This is a genomic window from Burkholderia sp. MSh2, from assembly GCF_000731655.1.
GTDB classification, from domain to species: domain Bacteria; phylum Pseudomonadota; class Gammaproteobacteria; order Burkholderiales; family Burkholderiaceae; genus Burkholderia; species Burkholderia paludis.
The window spans coordinates 21805-38773 of record NZ_JPGM01000013.1; the positions used below are offsets into that span (position 1 = coordinate 21805).

Genomic DNA, 16969 nt, shown 5'->3' on the forward strand with positions numbered 1-16969 from the left:
CTTCCGATAAGATCGCATGCGATCTATAATGCGCAGATGGGCGACCGATCTGCGTCGCCGGAGGACGTTCATGAAACCGACCGAAACCCCATCCGCCGCGCCGAAGCTGTCCGAGTTCCTGTGCTTCGCGATCTACTCGACGAACCTCGCGTTCGGGAAGGCCTACAAGCCGATCCTCGACGAGCTCGGCCTCACGTACACGCAGTACATCACGATCATCGCGCTGTGGGAGCAGGACAACCAGACGGTCGGCCAGCTCGGCGAAAAGCTGTTCCTCGAGTCCAATACGCTGACGCCGATCCTGAAGAAGCTCGAGGCAATGGGCTACCTGGAACGGCACCGCGATCCGTCGGACGAGCGTCAGGTGCTCGTCAGCCTGACCAGGAGCGGCCGCCGCGTGCGCGAGAAGGGGCTCGACATGAACCTGGTCGAAGCCACCGGGTTGAAGCCGGACGAATTCGCGAAGATGCAGAAGGCGATCGTCACGCTGCGCGGCAACCTGATCGAATCGACCGAAACGTAAACACCCGGACGGACGGCGGCCGGCCCGGGCATCGCGCCGGCCGCGCCGTCATGCGTGCCCGTCGTCCAGCACCAGCAGCTGCATCTCGCGGCGGACCGTGAAACCGAGCGCGAGATACCGGTCGATCGCCACCTGATTCGACGTGAGGACGTGCAGGAAGGGCGTTTCCGCGCGTTCGGCGAGCGTCGCGATCAACGACCGGATCAGCCGCGCCGCGAGCCCCTGGCGCCGGAACGCGGCATCCACGCACACGGCGCTGATTTCCGTATATCCGTCGACCTGCATCCGCTCGCCGGCCATCGCGGCCAGCCGGCCTTCGTGACGCACGCCGATATAACGGCCCAGTTCGAACGTGCGCGGGCCGAACGGGCCCGGCTGCGCGGCGGCGGTCAGCGCGAGCATGTCGGGCACATCGGTTTCGCCGAGCGTGACGTGCGCCGACGCATCAGCCGGCTCGGGCGTCCCTTGCCAGATCATTTGAAACAATGCCGCGCGCCGGACGACCGACCAGCCCGCCGGCGGCTCGATTGCGTCCGGCGTGACCAGCGCCGCCGGGCCGTGCGCGGCGATCAGCTCACGTAGCGCGGCAAACGATGCCGGGCTCGTGTCCTCGATGGCGGCAAACGGCGCGACGTCTGTCGGAAACCGCAACGCGCGGTCGTCGCCGAGCGCAAAACGGCGCTGCCTGCCCGAGAGGGCGTGCCAGACCACGCGGTCGAGCACGTGCGCACCGTCTGCGGCGTTTGCGGTCGTGGCGTCCGACATCGATTGCTCCTCGATTGAAAAATGGAGTGTCGCACATCATAAAGGCGACTTCAGGATACGGAAAACAAGGCATGTCACGCCGTCGAGGCCCGACAGAAACTCGGGTGAGCGAGCCATGCCGTGCGGTCAGGGGCGCTGCAGCAACCACGCCGCGATGTTCGGGACGACGGAGTTCCAATCACCTTCTCGGGTTTGCCTGAGCACGGTCACGTCGCTTATCCACGGGCTGGTGGTTCCCGTGCTGCCCCAACGCCAATCGCCGGAAGTATTGACGGGTACGCAAGTCGGGATACCGATCATCGCTGCGAGGTTGGCCACTGACGAATCCACGGCAATCACTGCGTCGAGCTGTGCAATACAGGCCGCCGTATCGTCAAAATGCCAAATGCCGGGCAGATAGCGACTCATGTTGCCTACTGGCGTGCCGGCCGCTGCTTCCACAATGGGGTGATGCAGGTTGACGAAATGCACGCGATTGGCCACGTCAGGATTCGTCACGAGCCAGTTCACCGCATCGAGTGGCAGGCTGCGGCGCGCGGCCCAATACCGTTGGCTGCTGTTCAGTTCAGGTTGATGCCGTTGATAGCAGTCCCAGAACAGACCCACCAGCATTTTCCCTGGATGCTGCGTGCGGACTTGCAGTGCCCATGCCTCGGCGTCTCGCTGTTTCAAGGCCGGCGCGTGGATGTAGGGCTGGAAACGGTATTCGGATCGCGCCATCTGCCCGGCTTTCAACAACGGCAGGTGTAGCAGCGTGGCGTACAGATGCGGCGCGAACGCTTCCACATGCGCCTGAATGTCGTCGGGTAAAGCATCGCACAACCCTAATGGACGCGGTGCGCTGACGACCTCGCAATCCGGCAGGGTCGCCTGCATGAGGGCAAGAATCTGCGGGTCACACGTCATCATCACGCTCGCGCCCGCTTCGAGCCAGTCGGTCACGCATGCGGCGAGGAGGAAGTTGTCGCCGAAGCCCAACTGATGCGTGATCAGCACGCGCTTGCCGCTCAGGTCCGTTTCCCCGCTCCACACGGGAATGCCGGTTGGGCAATAGCTACCCGCCGAGCCGGGATCTCCATTGCGCATCAACCAGTGACTGAAACCGCGCGGCTCTCCTGCCTTGAGCATCGCCTCGCCCATCAGGTGTTCGGCGTGCGCGGCGAGCGCGGAATTGTCGGGGGCGGCCTCTCGGCGGGCCTGTTCCAGCAGCGGGACCGCCCGCACGAGATCGCCGGCCATCATCAGGCTGTAGCCGCAACGCAACGGGTGAAGTGCCGGTTCGCTCGCACACAGCGGGTCGGACTCCCATGCTTCGGCAGCCTCGACGTGCCGTCCCAGCAAATTCAGCGTAAATGCGCGTATCGCGATAAACCCGGAGTTGCATGGATCGAGCGCAAGCGCACGATCGGCCCAAAAGAGCAGTTCGTTTTCGCGTTTGAGCGCAAGCAGTGTCTCGCAGATGTCGCGTACGACAGCGACATCTTCCGGATTATTCGCATATCGGGTTTCCAAAGCGAGCAGTTGCTGATTCATGTCAACGGTCATCGTAAGGCCTCGACTTCAGAAAAGCGGGGCAATTGCGCACTGTCCCTGTCGCGCTTCGGGCAGCGGGCGTAGCGATCGAAACTTGCCGGAATGAAGCTTCTGGCCGTGCTTCCATATGTAGTTTCCGGCCAGGTTGATGTGCTCCCGGCCGAGCGGTGACAGGTATGGTAACAGTGCAATATCTGGCGCCGTGCCCCGTGCGCGCATCGGCTGAATTGCCCGCTCGAAATCGACCGTGTTCCACGGCGCGATTGCGTGCGGTACACCTCGGGCGATCCTGAATAGAAAAGCGCATACGATTTCATCGCATGCGCTTTATTTGACGAATGTACGCAACTGGCTCCGTTGCGTCATCCTCAATGACCGAAGTAGATCGAGCGTTCAGCCACGCGCGTCGCCGGCCGGCCGCCCGACTGCGTGGCAGGCGCGGCCTCGCGGCCGTAACCGGACGCCGACGCATCGGCGGCCACCGCGTCGTTCGCATGAATGCGCGTCAATGCGGCCTGCAGGTCGTCCGGGTAGTGCGGATCGTTTGCACGGCCCGGCCGGTAGCCGGCCTGTTCGAGCTGCACGAGTTCGGCGCGCACTTGCGCGCGGGACACGACGGCCGCATCGGCAAACGCCGGGGCGGCAGCGGAAGCGGAAACGGCCACGAGAAGGGCGGCGATCAATCGGGTTTTCATCATTTGCCTCGACAGAATGGAAACGGGAATAAAAAAGGAATCGGTGCACACCTACCGGCACGCGGCGTTCAGTGACCGAAGTACACCGAGCGCTCGGCCACGCTGACCATGTGCCGGCGGCCGGATTGCGACGCGCCGTTGCCGGTGCCGCCGTAGCCGGAATCCGGCACGCCGGCCACGAGCGGGCCGCCGGCCTGGGCCTGGGCCTGGGCCAGCGCGGCCCGCAGATCGTCCGGATAGGTCGCATCCGTGGCGCGATTCAGCGGGTATCCGGCCTGTTGAAGCCGGGCCAGTTCGGCGCGCACCTGCGCACGCGTCACGGTGGTCTCGCCGGCGAACGCCGGTGCGACAGCGGAAGCCGAGACGGCGACGAGCAGGGCAGCGATCAGTTGAGCTTTCATGATTCACCTCGACAGGAAAGAAACCGGGCAGGCGGCGCTGGGCCGCCCGACACCCCGTTCAGACAATACGGATTTCGACGTCGATGTTGCCGCGCGTCGCCTTCGAATACGGGCAGGTCTGGTGCGCGGCATCGACGATGCGTTGTGCGACGTCGCGCTCGAGCCCCGGCACGCTCACGTTCAGCCGGGCCTGCAGGAAGTACGCGTTGCCGCCGGTGCCGAGATCGACTTCGGCGTCGACCGCGAGATCGGCCGGCAACGTCACCTTCGCGGCACGCGCCGCAAGCTGCATCGCGCCGATGAAGCAGGCCGACCAGCCGGCCGCGAACAGCTGTTCGGGGTTGGTGCCGTTGCCGGCGCTGCCCGGCGACGACAGCTGGATGTCCAGGCGGCCGTCGGAACTGCGCGCCGAGCCGTCGCGGCCGCCGGAAGTCGTATGCGTCTTGCCCGTGTACAGCACTTTTTCGATCTTGCTCATCATTTGCTCCTTGGGTTGGCAGGTTTGAATCCTATGCGATTAGATCGCATGCGATGGAGTTTCGTCGACGGAAGCGCCTGAGTCAATCGCATTCGATTAAATCGCACACGAATTTTGTATTTCAATGTATCTGAAACAGTCGTCGCCTTGCGGGACAAGGCCGTCCGGCACTCGTCCGCCGGCAGCGGGGGGCCGCCCGTCCGGGCGGCCGATCGGTCACGCCGCGTCGATCTCCGCGATCACGACGAGGATCACGGCCGCGTCGGCGGGCAACTGGCGCTGCGAGAACGCCGAGCGCGCATGTCCCGCCTTGTCGCCGAGCACGGCCGCGAACAGATCGGACGCGCCGTCGAGCACGGCCGGTTGGCCGTAGAAGCCGTCGGCCGAGCTCACGTGCCCCTCGACGCGCACGATCTTGCGCAGGCGTCCGAATCCGCCCAGGTGCCTGCGGATCTGCGCGAGCACGTTCAGCGCCGCGAGCCGGGCGGCCTCGCGGCCTTCGTCGACGCTCAACTGTTCGCCGACGCGGCCGGTATGGGCGACCTTGCCGTCGACGAGCGGGAGTTGTCCGGACACGAACAGCAGGTTGCCGGCCTCGCTCACGGCCGTATAGCTGCCGAGCGGGTTCGGCGGTTCGGGTAACGCGAGGCCGAGTTCGGCCAGCTTCTGTTCGATGCTCATGTCGTTCTCCTGGCGGGAAAGGGAATCGGATAATCGGTGCTGCCTGTCGGTCACTGTAGTCATGCGGGCAGGGCCGGTAAATGTCGGCCGTGCAATTGATTCTCGACACCGTGTAACGAATCGCGCGACGCGCCCGCTGGTTTCCCGCGCGAGATTCATGCACACTCGTTGCTTCATCGCGCGCGCCACATCCGAGCCGGCAGGAGCCGCCCCATGCAACGACAATTCGACGATCTGCTGCTGGGCAGCATCGAGCTGTTCTGTCTCGCCGCCGAACTCGGCAGCTTCACGCTGGCGGCCAATGCGGCAGGCGTCACGCCGGCCGCGGTCAGCCGGTCGGTGGCGCGGCTCGAGGAGCGCCTCGGCGTGCGGCTGTTCGTGCGCACGACCCGGCAGATCCGGCTGACCGATTCCGGCCGGCGCTATTTCGAACAGTGCCGCGACGCGCTGTCGCAACTCGTCGACGCGGAACGCGAGGCGACCGGCCAGCAGGCGACGCCCGCCGGCCTGCTGCGGATCAGCATGCCGACGCCCTACGGGCACTATCGCGTGCTGCCGCTGCTGCCGGCGTTTCGCGAGCGGTATCCGGACGTGCGCATCGAAACCCACCTGAGCAACCGCAACATCGACTTCGCCGAGGAAGGCTACGATCTCGCGATCCGCGGCCGTGCGCCGGCCGATTCGAACCTGGTCGCGCGCAGCCTGGAGGACGCCGAACTCGTGGTCGTCGCGACGCCCGGCTACCTGAAGCGCGCGGGCACGCCGACCGCCATCGACGATCTGCATGCGCACGAGTGCATCCAGTTCGAGCTGCCGAGCAGCGGGCGGCCGATTCCGTGGCTGTTCGCCGACGGCACGCACGACATCGACGTCGCGACGACCGGCAGCTACGGCACGTCGGGCGACGTGCTCGCCGGCGTGACGCTCGCGCGAAGCGGCGCGGGCCTGTTCCAGACCTACCGCTTCATCGTCGAGCAGGATCTGCGCGCCGGCACGCTCGTGGAAGTGCTGCCCGGCCTGGGGGGCCGGTCGCGACCGTTCATGCTGCTGTACCCGCATGCGCGCTTCCTGTCGTCGCGCGTGCGCGTGTTCGTCGACTTTCTCGTCGAACACCTGGCGCACCCGCCGGCCGCGCCCGCGGGCCGGGCACGGCCCCGGCGAGCGGGCGCATCGCGCTAGGTGCGGCGCGCGCCCGTCCGGCGCCGAGGCTCAATGCCCGGCGCTCTGGCCGCCGTCGACATGCAGGATCTCGCCGGTGACGAACGGCGCCGAATCCAGATAGAGAATCGCATCGACGATGTCGCTCATCTCGCCCATGCGGCCGACCGGGTGCAGCGACGCGAGCGTCGCATGCGTCTCGGGCGCATGCATCGGCGACTTGATGACGCCGGGCGACACCGCGTTCACGCGAATGCCGGCCTTCGCATACTCGATCGCGAGCGACTTCGTCGCCGCATTCAGGCCGCCCTTCGTCAGCGATGCGAGCACCGACGGCACGTTGCTGTTCGCGTGATCGGTCAGGCTCGTCGTGATGCTGACCACGTGACCGCCGCCGTGTTTCTGCATGGCCTCGATCGCATGCTGCGTGACGTGAAAGAAGCCGCTCAGGTTGACGCCGGTGACCTGTGCGTAGTCGTCCGCGGTGTACTGCGTGAACGGCTTCGCGACGAAGATGCCGGCGTTGTTGACGAGCGTGTCGACGCGGCCGAAATGTTCGATCGCCGCATCGACCACGCGGCGCGCGACGGCCGGATCGCCGATATCGCCCGCGACGGTGACGAGATCGGGATCGTTCGACGGGCCGATCGAACGGGACGTCGCGACGACGCGATGGCCGCGGGCCCGGAAGGCCTTGACCGTTTCCGCGCCGATGCCTTGCGATGCGCCGGTGACGATGATGACTTTGGATGCACTCATGACATGCCTCGATAGGTGAATGGTTTTCGGCTTCGGTGCCGACCGGATCGATGAATCCGATGGGCTCACTGTAGGCGTGCCGGGCGCAATCTCGAACACCCGCCGTGGAGCAACAGTCTTGCGTCGCGGGAACAAATGCGGGGAGGGGCGGCGGCCTGCGGGACGACATGCGGGACGCCGGCCGCGGGGCTGGTTTGCGTAGCGCTCGAAGGGCGTGCGCACGGCAAGAGGATCTTTATTGTTTGAGGTTCGTATGCTAGCGTGATTGAGCCGGTTCGAATTTCATCGAAGAACGATACGGAATCGGCAACGATCTTCAGCGGCACGTCGCCGAATCGTCGGCTCCGTGAATTCCGGGGACTCCGTCATGCTCATTGCCGTCTTGGAAGATGATCAGGATCAACGCGACCTGCTGATGCTCTGGCTCGAGCAAGGCGGGCATCGCGCGCTGGGCTTCGGCACGGCGCAGGACTTGTTCGAAGGCATCAGGCGCGATCCCTTCAGCCTGTTCGTCGTCGACTGGGAACTGCCGGACGCATCCGGCGGCGACGTCATCCAGTGGGTGCGCAACCACCTGGGATGGGAAGTGCCGCTGATCGTCCTGACGGTGCGTGACGACGAGCAAACCGTGCTCGCCGCGCTGAAGGCGGGCGCCGACGACTACGTGGTCAAGCCCGCGCGATCCGCCGAGCTGCTGGCCCGCATCGGCACGGTTGCCCGCAGGTACGGCGTGGGCAGCATCGCGCCGCTGCAACTGGGCGTCTATACGATCGACATTCAGCGGGTGTCGCTCTCCGTTGCCGGCAATCCGGTCGACCTCACGCAGAAGGAATTCGACCTGGCCGCCTACATGTTCCAGAACCCGGGGAAGCTGCTGTCGCGCGACCACCTGCTCAATCGCATCTGGGGCGTGAATGCCGACGTCGATACGCGCACCATCGACACGCACGTGAGCCGCCTGCGCAAGAAGCTGCTGCTCGACGGCACGCACGGCTGGAAGGTCGTCCCGGTCTACGGCTTCGGCTATCGCTGCGTGCATCTCGACGATCCGGCCTGACGTACCGCGCGATCGTCAGCCCTCGTCGACGGCCATGAGGGGCGCGTCCGCCCGCATGCGCCGCTGCCGGATGGTGGCCGGCACGCCCGCGGCGAGCGCATTCGGCGGCACGTCGTCGAGCACCACGGCGTTCGCCCCGATCACCGCGCCGTCGCCGATCCGCACCGGGCCGAGGATCTTCGCGCCCGCGCCGATGTCCACGCCGTTCCCGACGACCGGTGCGCCGCGCGTGCCGCGATGGCGCAGGCCGAGCGTCACGCCGTGGCGGATCACGACGTCGTCGCCGATCACCGTGTCGCCGCTGATCACGATGCCCCCGAAATGCTCGATCAGCAGACGCCTGCCGACGACCGTTTCGCAAGGCAGGTCGATGCCGGTCAGGATCTGGCTCGCGATCTTGCCGAACTTGTAGAGCAGCGACAGCGGGCGTCGCAGCAGGCGCGGCCGCACGCGGTAGCGCCAGCGCCCGAAACGGTACACCGCCATCACCCAGAGCCCCTGCCGCCAGATGTCGCGCTCGTAGGTGCGCCAGTCCTCGCGCAGATTGTCGAACATGGCCGCCTCCTTACCACGGGGTCGGCGGCGAGACGCGGCCGCCCATCGTTTCGCGCCACGCGCGCTGGAGCAGGTCGGCCTGCCGGCGCGCGTCCAGCACCTTGTTCCGCCGCCCGGGGCCGTCCGCGCCCCGCGCATGACGCCACGCGCGCAATGCGTGCCAGCCCAGTTCCGCCCGATTGGCCAGCCAGGCGGCAGACAGGCCGTGATGCTTGCGGTAGTAGAGCATGGCGCTGCGCATGCGCCAGAGCGTCAGTTGCGCGCCGGCGCCGGAAAACGCTTCGCCGGTCGACCGGGTGACGCTGCGGGCCGATACGCCGCCGACATGCCGCACGACGAGGTCGGGCCAGTAGCACACCTCGAAGCCGCGCTGCTTGACGCGCCGGCACAGATCGACCTCCTCGTAATACAGGAAGAACCGTTCGTCGAAGCCGCCGAGCCGGCAGAACAGGTCGCGACGAATCAGCGCGAAGGCGCCGGGCACCCAGTCGACGCAGGCCGGCGCGGCGGGATCGCACCAGGTCCGGTCCGCGCGGCCGAAGAATCGCGAGCGCGGGTATCGGGCCGACAGGCCGCTGACGGCCAGCGCGTCGTTCAGGACCGACGGGAACATGCGGGCCGACGGCTGATCGCCGCCGTCGCCGCCGGTCAGGCGTGCGCCGGCCACGCCGACGTCCGGGCGCGCCTGCATGCGCGCGACGCCGGCCCGCACCGCGCCGGGGGCCGGCTCCGCGTCGGGATTGAGCAGCAGCAGCAGCGCGCCGTCGGCGTGGCGGGCCGCCAGGTTGTTGCCGGCGGCGAACCCGAGATTGCGCGGGCTGCGCACGAGCGTCACCCACGGATGCCGCTGTTCGACCAGGTCGGCCGTGCCATCGGCGGAGGCGTTGTCCAGCACGATCACCTGCCAGTCGTCCCGGTCGGCGTCGGCGCGCAACGCATCCAGCTGCGCGCCGATCTCGCCGGCCGAGTTATAGGTGACGATCAGGATCGACAGCGCGCGGCGGCTCGGCGGGCACGCGAATCCGGAAGCGGTGTCGGCACAGCCCGTGCCGCGGGTCGAGATGGCAGTCATCATTGCGGGTCTCCTGCTTGGGGGCCGCGCGGCGTGCGAACCCACGCGGCGGTTCCGCGTGCGCACCGGAGCGCATGCGGCAATCCGGTCAACGACCAGGCGAGATGGAGCGGCAGCCGCAGCAGCGCGAGCCAGTGGCGCCGCGACGCGCGGCCGGCGCGCATCGCGACGGCGACATGCAGCGCGACGATGCCGAGCATCGCGAAGCCGCTCGCCGACACCGCCGCCACGGGCCACGCGGCCGCGACCGCAACGACCGCGACGAACCACGTCAGCGGCGGCAGCAGCAAGTCGCCCAGCGCATCGATGCAGCGCCACCGGCCGGCGGCGACGGCCCGCAGGCACGGCAGCCACTGCGCGCGCAACAAGGCCAGCCGGCCGCCCGTCCAGCGCGCGCGCTGCGTCGACGCGGCGCGCCGGTCCGGCGCGACCGGCGCGCGCACGGTGGCCTCGTCGACCCATTCGACCCGCCGGCCGGCCTTCAGCAGGCGGACGTGGTAATCGACGTCCTCGACGATCGACGTCGAGTCGTACGGCACATGCGCGAGCGTCTCGCGGCTCAACGCAAAGCCGTTGCCGAGCACGCCGGCCGAGCATCCCAGCCGGGCGCGGCCGCGCGGGCGCACGAGGTTCCAGCCGAACCACGCGACCTCGGCCAGCGCGCCATGCGTGCGCATCGGAGCGCCGCCGGCCCGCACCGCGAGGTAACGGCACTGCAGCGCCTGCGCACCGCGCCGGATCGCCGCGCGCACGGCATCGAGCGAAGCGCGATCGAAGCGGCTGTCGGCGTCGATCACGAGAAACCAGTCGAACGCCGGCAGGTTCGCAAACGCGAAGCGCAGCGCGTAGCCTTTGCCGCGCCGCTGCGAATCGCGGCGTTCGAGGACGTCGACGCCCGCCCGTGCGGCGACGAGCGCGGTGTCGTCGGTGCAGTTGTCGGCGACGACGACGATCGTGCAGGCGGCGTCGCCGGCCGCCGCCTCGCGCAGGCTCGCCAGCGTCGCGCCGAGCCCGGCCGCTTCGTCGTGCGCCGGCACGACGATCGCCAGACGCGCGGCCGGTGCGTGCGTTCGGGCATCCGGCGTACGCCGGCGCGCGGGCAGCATCGCCGCGACGGTCAGCACGAGCAGGTAGAGCGCGCCGGGCGCCAGCAGCGCGACCAGCCCGAATCCCGCGATGTCAATGAGCATGGCCGTCTCCCGTTGCGCTTGCGCCGGAGAAGAAATGCGCGATGCGCATCGCGTCGATCACGGGCGTCGTATGCGGTCCGCATGCAGGGAGGCCGCCCCACAGGGCGTGCCACGGCAACGCCGCCGTTTCGCGCTGCAAGCGCTCGACGAGGGCGTCGACCGTACCGATCTGGCGCGCGGGAATGCCGCCGACGATGACGCCGGACGGAACGTCGCGCGTGACCAGCGAGCCGGCCGCGACGATCGTGTCGGCGCCGATCCGCACACCGGGCATCACGATCGCCTGATGCCCGACGAACACGTTGTCGCCGATGTCGATGCCGCCGACCTTGTCGAGCTTCACGCCGTAGGCCGTCGCGAGCATCGTGACCACGCCGTCGTGGCCGAACAGCGTGCAGCCGGACAGGTGCACGTTGCGGCCGAGCCGGACGTAAGGCGGATCGGTCACGACGACGTTGGTCTGGACGACGCATGCGTCGCCCATCGCGTACAGCCCGCCGTGGCGCCGCAGGTAGCGCGCCCACGCGATGCCGTCGGGCCGCGCCATGCGTTTCCACCACGCGACGCCGATGCCGTGCTCGATCGCGAGATGGCCGAGCAGGCGGTCAAGCCAGGTGCGCAGGTTCATCATTGCTCTCCTTTCGATGCCGATGCGCCGCGCGCTTGCGGCAAGGTTGCGAACAGCGACGCGAGCCGCGCCACGTTCCGCTCGAGGTCGAACGCGTCGACCAGGCGTTGCCGGCCGGCCGCGGCAAAGCGCCGCCGGGCGTCCGGGTCGTCGAGCAGCGCGCCGATGCACGCGGCCAGCGCGTCGACGTCGCCGGGCGCTGCAAGCAGGCCGTTCGTGCCGTCCTCGATCAGTTCGGGAATCCCGTTGACGGGGCAGGAGATGCACGGCACGCCGGCCGACATCGCTTCCATCAGCACGACCGGAATGCCTTCGGCGAGGCTTGGCAGCACGAACGCATCGGCTGCGGCGAATGCCGCGCGCACTTCGGTTTCGTTCAGCGCGCCCGCGAAGCGGACGCAGCCGTCGAGACCGAGCCGCCGCGCGTGCTCGCGCAGGCTGGCTTCGTCGCCGCCCTGGCCCACGAGCGTCAGGTGGATGTCGCGGCCTTGCGCACGCACGCGGGCGCAGGCTTCCAGCAGCACGTGCTGGCCTTTCGCCGCCGTCAGCCGGCCGACGCACAGCAGCCGCGTCGCCGTGCCGCGGGCCGGCGCGCCGGCGTCGGCGTGCAACGCGACGCCCAGCCGGCACACCTGCAGCTTGCGCCATTGCGCGGGGTCCGACAGCCGCATGAGCTGGCTCCGCGCGAACTGGCTGATGCAGACCACCAGATCGGCGGTGCGGACCTTGGTGCGCAGATGCTGGCCTTCGACGTCGTCGAATTCGTCCGGGCCGTGCACGGTCAGCGACAGGCCCACGGGCGCGATCGCGCGGGCCAGCACGCCGACGCTGGCGCCCGCCGTCGCGAAGTGCACGTGCAGGTGACGCAGGCCGGCGCCGTCCATCCAGCGCACGACCATCATCGCCTCGGCGAGATAGGCCAGCGCATACAGGCGGCGCACGCCGCGCCCGAGCGTCAGGCTCCGGGCGAACGCGCGCAGGCAGCCGGCGGGATGCCGGCGCAGGCAGTGGAGCAGGGCGCGCCCGGCGCCGGCCACGCCGTCGCGCTTCACGTAGTAGGTCGCGTCCGCTTCCGCGCGCTCGCTGTCGGTCATGCGCGCGTCCGGGCGGTCCGGCGCATTGACGGACGCCACCGCGACCGTTGCGCCGAGCCGGCGCAGCGCGAGCACCTCGCGCAGGATGAACGTATGCGAGACGGCCGGATAGCGGCTCACGAGGTAGGCGAGCCGCAGGGCGGACGCTTCCGGACAATCAGGGACGGGCAAGGGTTGCATGATCGGTCACGGTTCGGGCTGGCGATGACTGCATTACAGACGAGAACGCCCGCGCATCTGTGACGGGAGTGCAAACTGTGGCGGCACGCCCGTCAGACCGCGAGCGGCGCCGGCCGCGTGCCGCGCGCGGCCGCTTCGGGCGCGTGGGACAGCCGGTCGTACACCTGCTCGGCGGCGGCGATCCGGGCGTCCCACGTATGCCGGTCGACGATGCGCTGCCGCGCGAAAATGCCGCGCCAGCGCCATGCGTCGGCACGCTGCGCGCAGTCCCGCAACGCATCGGCCAGCCCGTCGATCGCGCTGTTCGGGCCGTCGAACGGGATGCAGCGGCCGACTTCGTCGTCGACGATCTCCGCCGGCCCGCCGAAATCCAGCCCGATCACCGGGCGCTCGCAGGCCATCGCCTCAAACAGGACGGCGCCGCCCGATTCCCGCACCGACGGCAGGCAGAACACGTGGCAATCGTGCATCGCGCGCGCCACGTCCTCGTGGCCGAGGTTGCCGGCGAACCGAACCTGGGCGGCCAGCCCGAGCCGCCGCGCCAGCGCTTCCCACGGCCCGCGCATCGGCCCGTCGCCGGCGACCGTGAGGCGCGTGCGTATGCCGTCGGCGTTCAGCCGGTGCATCGCGTGCAGCAGCAGGTCCAGCGCCTTGACCGGGACGAGCCGGCCCGCGAACGTGATCGCGAGCGGTTCGTCCGGCCCCGGCCGGGGCAACGGCGCGCCGGGCGTGAAGCACGCGAGATCGACCGCGTTTTCCAGCATCGGGATGCAGCGATGGCGATGCTGCGCCGGCACGGCCGCCGCGGTCGCGCGGGTGGCCACGAGCAGCGCGTCGGTGTGCGCGATCGAGCCGAGCATGCGGTCGAGCCCCTTCAGCAGGTCGCGCACCCGCCAGAGCCAGCGGGACTCCTGCCGCAGCACGTGGCCGAAGCCGGGCGGATCGCCCAGGCCGCAATTGAGCGGACCGCGCACCAGCGGCAGCCCCAGCCGATGCAGCACGGTCGGCGCGGAGAGCGTCACCGGGGTGACGACGTGGGCAACCGCCCACGGCAGCCGGCCGTCGTGGCGTCGGGCGATCCGGCGCGCGGTGCGCAACGCGGCGCGGTCGAACGCGAAGTAGTCGCATTGCGACACCAGGAACACGCTGTGCTCGCTGCGCGGGAACAGGCGCCGCGCGATGCCGTAGAGCGGCCGGGCCAGCCATTCGGTGTCGATGTAGTGAACCTCGGCACCGTCGGGCAGCGGTCCCGCCGCGTCGATCGCGGGCCGGTTGCGCACGTGCGTGAGCAGCGTGACGGGCCGCACCCGCGCGAGACCGGTCAGCCATTCCCAGCCGATCCGGGACACCGAGCCCATGCCGGGGCCGCATTGATACGCAACGAGAAGAATCGGAGCCTGCTTCATGATGCCTCCGCGAGGACAGTGGAATGGAGCCGGCGTGCCGGCACGCCGGCGACGACCGTGCCGGCCGCGACGTCGCGGGTCACGACCGCGTTCGCGCCGACGACCGCGCCGTCGCCGATCGACACGCCCGGCAGGATCGTCACGCCGCGCCCGATCCATACCTCGCGTCCGATCCGTATCGGCGACGCGACGTGCGACGCGTCGCGCAGGCAGTGCGTGCCCCGGCCGTGATTGGCGTCGCGGATGCTGGTGTATTCGCCCACCATCGTCCCGGCGCCGATTTCGATTGCCGCGCGCGCCGCGAGGTGCACGCCGCGCGACAGGACGACCCTGTCGCCGAGCGCGATGCGCCCGGCATCGCGGGTTTCCCAGTACTGGCCCGGGTACAGGTAGAGCGAGCGGCCGAGCGCGATGCTGCGGGTGCCGTGCAGCTCGGGGCAGCCTTCGACGACGACCGATGCGTCGATCCCGCCGGGCAGCGCCGCATGCAGCCGGGCGAACGACCACAGGCGGCGCAGCCGCCCGCCCGGGCCGGCGATGAAGGTGGCGATCGGCGCGAGCAGCCGCGCGGCCAGCAATTTGAGGTTCACGATGCCTCCCGGTTGACGTGTCCGGCATCGGCGCCCTTGTACTGCGGAGCGGCGGCCGACCGACCGGCCCGCGCGGCGCGCCGGTAGCGCCACTGGCCGACGAGAATCGGAACCTGCTGGAAATGGGCGTGCAGCGCGTACAGCAGCGCGAGCTTCCAGTCGCGCGCCTTCCAGTACGCGCGCGACGCCGAGCGCAGCCAGATCGCGGCGCCCAGCGCGGCCAGCACGAGCGCGGCGGGCGGCGCGACGGCCAGCACGGCGGCCCACGCGAAGGGCGCGGCCAGCACGAGTGCGCCATGCACGCGGTTGCGCCGGGCCTCGCGACGCCACAGCGGGTCGCTGCTGCCCGCATAGCGCGCCGACACCTGCGCATAGGCCAGCCCCGCGCGCAGCGCCCGCTGCCAGTACTGGCCGAATCGCGTGATCGCGAGATCGTGCCGCGTCATCGGCGCATCGACATGCAGGATGCGCCACCCGCCGGCGCGGACGCGGCGGCACAGTTCCGGCTCCTCGCCCGCGTCGAACGTCTCGTCGAACCCGCCGGTTTCCGCCAGCGCCGCGCGCCGGAACAGCACGTCGCCGCCGCAGTAGTCCGTTTCGCCCGGCGCGTAGATCCAGTCGAGATCGAGCACGGCCGTGTAGAGCGACTGCCGGGGCGCGATTTCCCGGCGGTGCCCCCAGACCGCGGCATACGGGCCCGAATCCAGCTGCGCCAGCGCGTGAAGCGGAAACGCCGGGTCGAGCACCGTATCGCCGTCGAGAAACAGCACGGTATCCGCGACCGCCGCTCGCCAGCCGGCGTTGCGTCCGGCCGCCGCGTTGCGATGCGCGCCGCCTGCCTGCAGGACGCGCGCGCCGGCGCGCCGTGCGAGTGCGTCGCTGTCGTCGGTCGATGCGGAATCGACGTAGATCAGTTCGTACGACACGTGGCGCCAGTCCGCCGCATGCACGCTGTCGAGGCAGCGGCGCAGACGCTCGCCCTCGTTGCGGCCGATCACGACGACCGATACGTCGTATGAGGTCGGGGCGCGGTTCATGCCCAGGCTCCCAGCAGGGACAGGTAGCGCCGCGTCTGGCGCGCCGGGGCGAAGCGCCCGGCGAGCGTGGCGCGCGCGGCGTCCGCGACGCCGTTGAGCAGGGCGGCGGGCGCGTCATGCAGGCGCTGCAGCGCGCGGGCCAGCGCCGCCGCATCGTTCGCGGCGAAGTGAAAACCTGTTTCGCAGTCCTGCACGAGTGCGCCGGCGCCGCCCGCGTTGGGCACCAGCACCGGCACGCCGGCCGCGAACGCCTCGAGTATCGCGAGGCCGAACGGCTCTTCCGCGCAGGTATGCACGAGCAGGTCGGCTTCGCGCAGACGTGCGCTCGCATCGGGCGCGAAGCCGTGGAAACGGACGTTCGGCAGGTCGGCCACCGATTCGCGCAGCAGCGTGTGCTCTTCGCCACTGCCGTAGATGTCGAAGTGCATGTCGGCGAGCGCGGGCGTCCGGCGCACGGCGTTCACGAGCAGCCCGACGCGCTTGATGCGGTCGAGCCGGCTCAGCACGACGACGCGCCGCACCCCGGCCTGCGCGAAGGCCGGGCGGCCGCCATCCGGCTGCGCGTCGATGAAATTCTCGATCACGGTCACGCGGCCGGGCGGGACGCCGTGCGCGGCGAGACGCTCGCGCACGAACCCGGACACGGCGACGAACCGGACGTCGAACGGCAGCAGCAGGCGCTTGCGGCCGTAGCTCAGGCGCTCGTCGGTGCCGCCGTGGACGACATGGACATGGGTCGTCGGGCAGCCGCTCAGCCATTGCATCGCGATGGCGACGAGCGTATGCGACAGGCCGGTGGCCGCCACCACGCACGCCCGGTGCGTCCGGCCGGTGCGCCACAGGAACCGCGCGAGTTCGGCCGGCGTTCCGGCGCGGACGGTGCGCAGCCCGTGCGCCCGCGCATGATCGTGCACCGGCCCGGCCGGCGCCACGATCGTCCGGTCGAAGCAGCCCTCGAGCGCGGCCAGCGTGCGCACGGCCATGCGCTCGGTGCCGAACAGCTGCCCGCTGTGCAGGATGTAGACAAGCGGCGTTGCCATGACGGGTCTCCTTTGCTGGAACGTGAGACCCATTTGACTGCAGCGTGCACGGCAGATCGTGACGCGACTGTAAAACCGTCCGCCGCGATGCGGCCCGGCCGCATCCATGCGGGCGAGCGCCTGCGCG

The 16969-nt window shown here is 69.5% G+C and carries 19 protein-coding genes and 1 pseudogene; 3 read left to right on the forward strand and 17 right to left on the reverse strand.

The window, feature by feature from the left end:
- Positions 1-70 precede the first annotated feature (70 nt).
- Entirely contained in the window at positions 71-523 is a 453-nt protein-coding gene (locus GQ57_RS09935; protein WP_034197818.1) for a MarR family winged helix-turn-helix transcriptional regulator, read from the forward strand.
- 48 nt (positions 524-571) lie between these two features.
- Here the strand turns inward: GQ57_RS09935 and GQ57_RS09940 are convergent, their stop codons facing one another.
- From GQ57_RS09940 to GQ57_RS09965, 7 genes are all read right to left on the reverse strand, one after another.
- A complete protein-coding gene (locus GQ57_RS09940; RefSeq protein ID WP_034197766.1) occupies positions 572-1288 on the reverse strand; it encodes a GNAT family N-acetyltransferase in 717 nt (238 codons plus the stop codon).
- Between the two features lie 126 nt (positions 1289-1414).
- A complete protein-coding gene (locus GQ57_RS09945; protein ID WP_235215044.1) occupies positions 1415-2821 on the reverse strand; it encodes a hypothetical protein in 1407 nt (468 codons plus the stop codon).
- Positions 2822-2848: 27 nt separating this feature from the next.
- Positions 2849-3133 (reverse strand): Tn3 family transposase, encoded by a 285-nt coding sequence (locus GQ57_RS41510; protein ID WP_152601832.1) that lies wholly within the window; start codon positions 3131-3133, stop codon positions 2849-2851.
- A 56-nt stretch (positions 3134-3189) separates the two neighbouring features.
- On the reverse strand, positions 3190-3516 hold the full coding sequence (locus GQ57_RS09950; protein ID WP_034197819.1) for a DUF4148 domain-containing protein: 327 nt from the start codon (positions 3514-3516) through the stop codon (positions 3190-3192).
- 68 nt (positions 3517-3584) lie between these two features.
- A complete protein-coding gene (locus tag GQ57_RS09955) occupies positions 3585-3917 on the reverse strand; it encodes a DUF4148 domain-containing protein (RefSeq protein ID WP_031400805.1) in 333 nt (110 codons plus the stop codon).
- Between the two features lie 58 nt (positions 3918-3975).
- Positions 3976-4395, reverse strand: coding sequence for an organic hydroperoxide resistance protein (locus GQ57_RS09960; RefSeq protein ID WP_031400804.1), 420 nt, complete (start codon positions 4393-4395; stop codon positions 3976-3978).
- Positions 4396-4611: 216 nt separating this feature from the next.
- A complete protein-coding gene (locus GQ57_RS09965) occupies positions 4612-5076 on the reverse strand; it encodes a RidA family protein (RefSeq protein WP_034197768.1) in 465 nt (154 codons plus the stop codon).
- A 213-nt stretch (positions 5077-5289) separates the two neighbouring features.
- Between GQ57_RS09965 and GQ57_RS09970 the strand changes: the two genes are divergently transcribed.
- Positions 5290-6255 carry a LysR family transcriptional regulator gene (locus GQ57_RS09970; RefSeq protein ID WP_031400802.1) on the forward strand — a complete coding sequence of 322 codons (966 nt, stop codon included), beginning with the start codon at positions 5290-5292 and terminating at the stop codon, positions 6253-6255.
- A gap of 30 nt (positions 6256-6285) precedes the next feature.
- Here GQ57_RS09970 and GQ57_RS09975 read toward each other — a convergent pair whose 3' ends face one another.
- Positions 6286-6993: an SDR family NAD(P)-dependent oxidoreductase gene (locus tag GQ57_RS09975; RefSeq protein ID WP_031400801.1), complete on the reverse strand. Its 708-nt coding sequence runs from the start codon at positions 6991-6993 to the stop codon at positions 6286-6288.
- Between the two features lie 367 nt (positions 6994-7360).
- Here GQ57_RS09975 and GQ57_RS09980 point away from each other — a divergent pair, with 367 nt between their 5' ends.
- Complete coding sequence (locus tag GQ57_RS09980; protein ID WP_031400800.1) at positions 7361-8050, forward strand: response regulator transcription factor; 690 nt, start codon at positions 7361-7363, stop codon at positions 8048-8050.
- 15 nt (positions 8051-8065) lie between these two features.
- Here GQ57_RS09980 and GQ57_RS44245 read toward each other — a convergent pair whose 3' ends face one another.
- From GQ57_RS44245 to GQ57_RS10025, 9 genes and pseudogenes are all read right to left on the reverse strand, one after another.
- On the reverse strand, positions 8066-8605 hold the full coding sequence (locus tag GQ57_RS44245) for a serine O-acetyltransferase (protein WP_031400799.1): 540 nt from the start codon (positions 8603-8605) through the stop codon (positions 8066-8068).
- Positions 8606-8615: 10 nt separating this feature from the next.
- On the reverse strand, positions 8616-9680 hold the full coding sequence (locus GQ57_RS09990) for a glycosyltransferase family 2 protein (protein WP_200880657.1): 1065 nt from the start codon (positions 9678-9680) through the stop codon (positions 8616-8618).
- Entirely contained in the window at positions 9677-10867 is a 1191-nt protein-coding gene (locus GQ57_RS09995) for a glycosyltransferase family 2 protein (protein ID WP_034197769.1), read from the reverse strand. Before GQ57_RS09995 ends, GQ57_RS09990 begins: the two co-directional genes overlap by 4 nt.
- Positions 10857-11495 (reverse strand): acyltransferase, encoded by a 639-nt coding sequence (locus GQ57_RS10000; RefSeq protein WP_052001202.1) that lies wholly within the window; start codon positions 11493-11495, stop codon positions 10857-10859. The genes GQ57_RS09995 and GQ57_RS10000 overlap by 11 nt, the downstream gene beginning before the upstream one ends.
- Positions 11495-12769 (reverse strand): glycosyltransferase, encoded by a 1275-nt coding sequence (locus GQ57_RS10005; RefSeq protein ID WP_052001204.1) that lies wholly within the window; start codon positions 12767-12769, stop codon positions 11495-11497. The genes GQ57_RS10000 and GQ57_RS10005 overlap by 1 nt, the downstream gene beginning before the upstream one ends.
- 92 nt (positions 12770-12861) lie before the next feature.
- A complete protein-coding gene (locus tag GQ57_RS10010) occupies positions 12862-14175 on the reverse strand; it encodes a glycosyltransferase family 4 protein (protein WP_063934564.1) in 1314 nt (437 codons plus the stop codon).
- Positions 14176-14213: 38 nt separating this feature from the next.
- Positions 14214-14348, reverse strand: a pseudogene (locus tag GQ57_RS44340) (DapH/DapD/GlmU-related protein); the annotation flags it as partial.
- Between the two features lie 413 nt (positions 14349-14761).
- A complete protein-coding gene (locus GQ57_RS10020; RefSeq protein ID WP_052001208.1) occupies positions 14762-15802 on the reverse strand; it encodes a glycosyltransferase in 1041 nt (346 codons plus the stop codon).
- Positions 15799-16842: a glycosyltransferase family 4 protein gene (locus GQ57_RS10025; protein WP_052001210.1), complete on the reverse strand. Its 1044-nt coding sequence runs from the start codon at positions 16840-16842 to the stop codon at positions 15799-15801. The genes GQ57_RS10020 and GQ57_RS10025 overlap by 4 nt, the downstream gene beginning before the upstream one ends.
- Positions 16843-16969: the final 127 nt, after the last annotated feature.

Coding starts and splice junctions, on each gene's coding strand:
- GQ57_RS09980 (WP_031400800.1), top strand. CDS start 7,361: ATGCTCATTGCCGTCTTGGAAGATGATCAGGATCAACGCGACCTGCTG.
- GQ57_RS09990 (WP_200880657.1), bottom strand. CDS start 9,680: ATGATGACTGCCATCTCGACCCGCGGCACGGGCTGTGCCGACACCGCT.
- GQ57_RS09970 (WP_031400802.1), top strand. CDS start 5,290: ATGCAACGACAATTCGACGATCTGCTGCTGGGCAGCATCGAGCTGTTC.
- GQ57_RS10000 (WP_052001202.1), bottom strand. CDS start 11,495: ATGAACCTGCGCACCTGGCTTGACCGCCTGCTCGGCCATCTCGCGATC.
- GQ57_RS09965 (WP_034197768.1), bottom strand. CDS start 5,076: ATGAGCATCGAACAGAAGCTGGCCGAACTCGGCCTCGCGTTACCCGAA.
- GQ57_RS10005 (WP_052001204.1), bottom strand. CDS start 12,769: ATGCAACCCTTGCCCGTCCCTGATTGTCCGGAAGCGTCCGCCCTGCGG.
- GQ57_RS10025 (WP_052001210.1), bottom strand. CDS start 16,842: ATGGCAACGCCGCTTGTCTACATCCTGCACAGCGGGCAGCTGTTCGGC.
- GQ57_RS09945 (WP_235215044.1), bottom strand. CDS start 2,821: ATGAATCAGCAACTGCTCGCTTTGGAAACCCGATATGCGAATAATCCG.
- GQ57_RS09955 (WP_031400805.1), bottom strand. CDS start 3,917: ATGAAAGCTCAACTGATCGCTGCCCTGCTCGTCGCCGTCTCGGCTTCC.
- GQ57_RS10010 (WP_063934564.1), bottom strand. CDS start 14,175: ATGAAGCAGGCTCCGATTCTTCTCGTTGCGTATCAATGCGGCCCCGGC.
- GQ57_RS09975 (WP_031400801.1), bottom strand. CDS start 6,993: ATGAGTGCATCCAAAGTCATCATCGTCACCGGCGCATCGCAAGGCATC.
- GQ57_RS09940 (WP_034197766.1), bottom strand. CDS start 1,288: ATGTCGGACGCCACGACCGCAAACGCCGCAGACGGTGCGCACGTGCTC.
- GQ57_RS44245 (WP_031400799.1), bottom strand. CDS start 8,605: ATGTTCGACAATCTGCGCGAGGACTGGCGCACCTACGAGCGCGACATC.
- GQ57_RS09950 (WP_034197819.1), bottom strand. CDS start 3,516: ATGAAAACCCGATTGATCGCCGCCCTTCTCGTGGCCGTTTCCGCTTCC.
- GQ57_RS09960 (WP_031400804.1), bottom strand. CDS start 4,395: ATGAGCAAGATCGAAAAAGTGCTGTACACGGGCAAGACGCATACGACT.
- GQ57_RS10020 (WP_052001208.1), bottom strand. CDS start 15,802: ATGAACCGCGCCCCGACCTCATACGACGTATCGGTCGTCGTGATCGGC.
- GQ57_RS09995 (WP_034197769.1), bottom strand. CDS start 10,867: ATGCTCATTGACATCGCGGGATTCGGGCTGGTCGCGCTGCTGGCGCCC.
- GQ57_RS09935 (WP_034197818.1), top strand. CDS start 71: ATGAAACCGACCGAAACCCCATCCGCCGCGCCGAAGCTGTCCGAGTTC.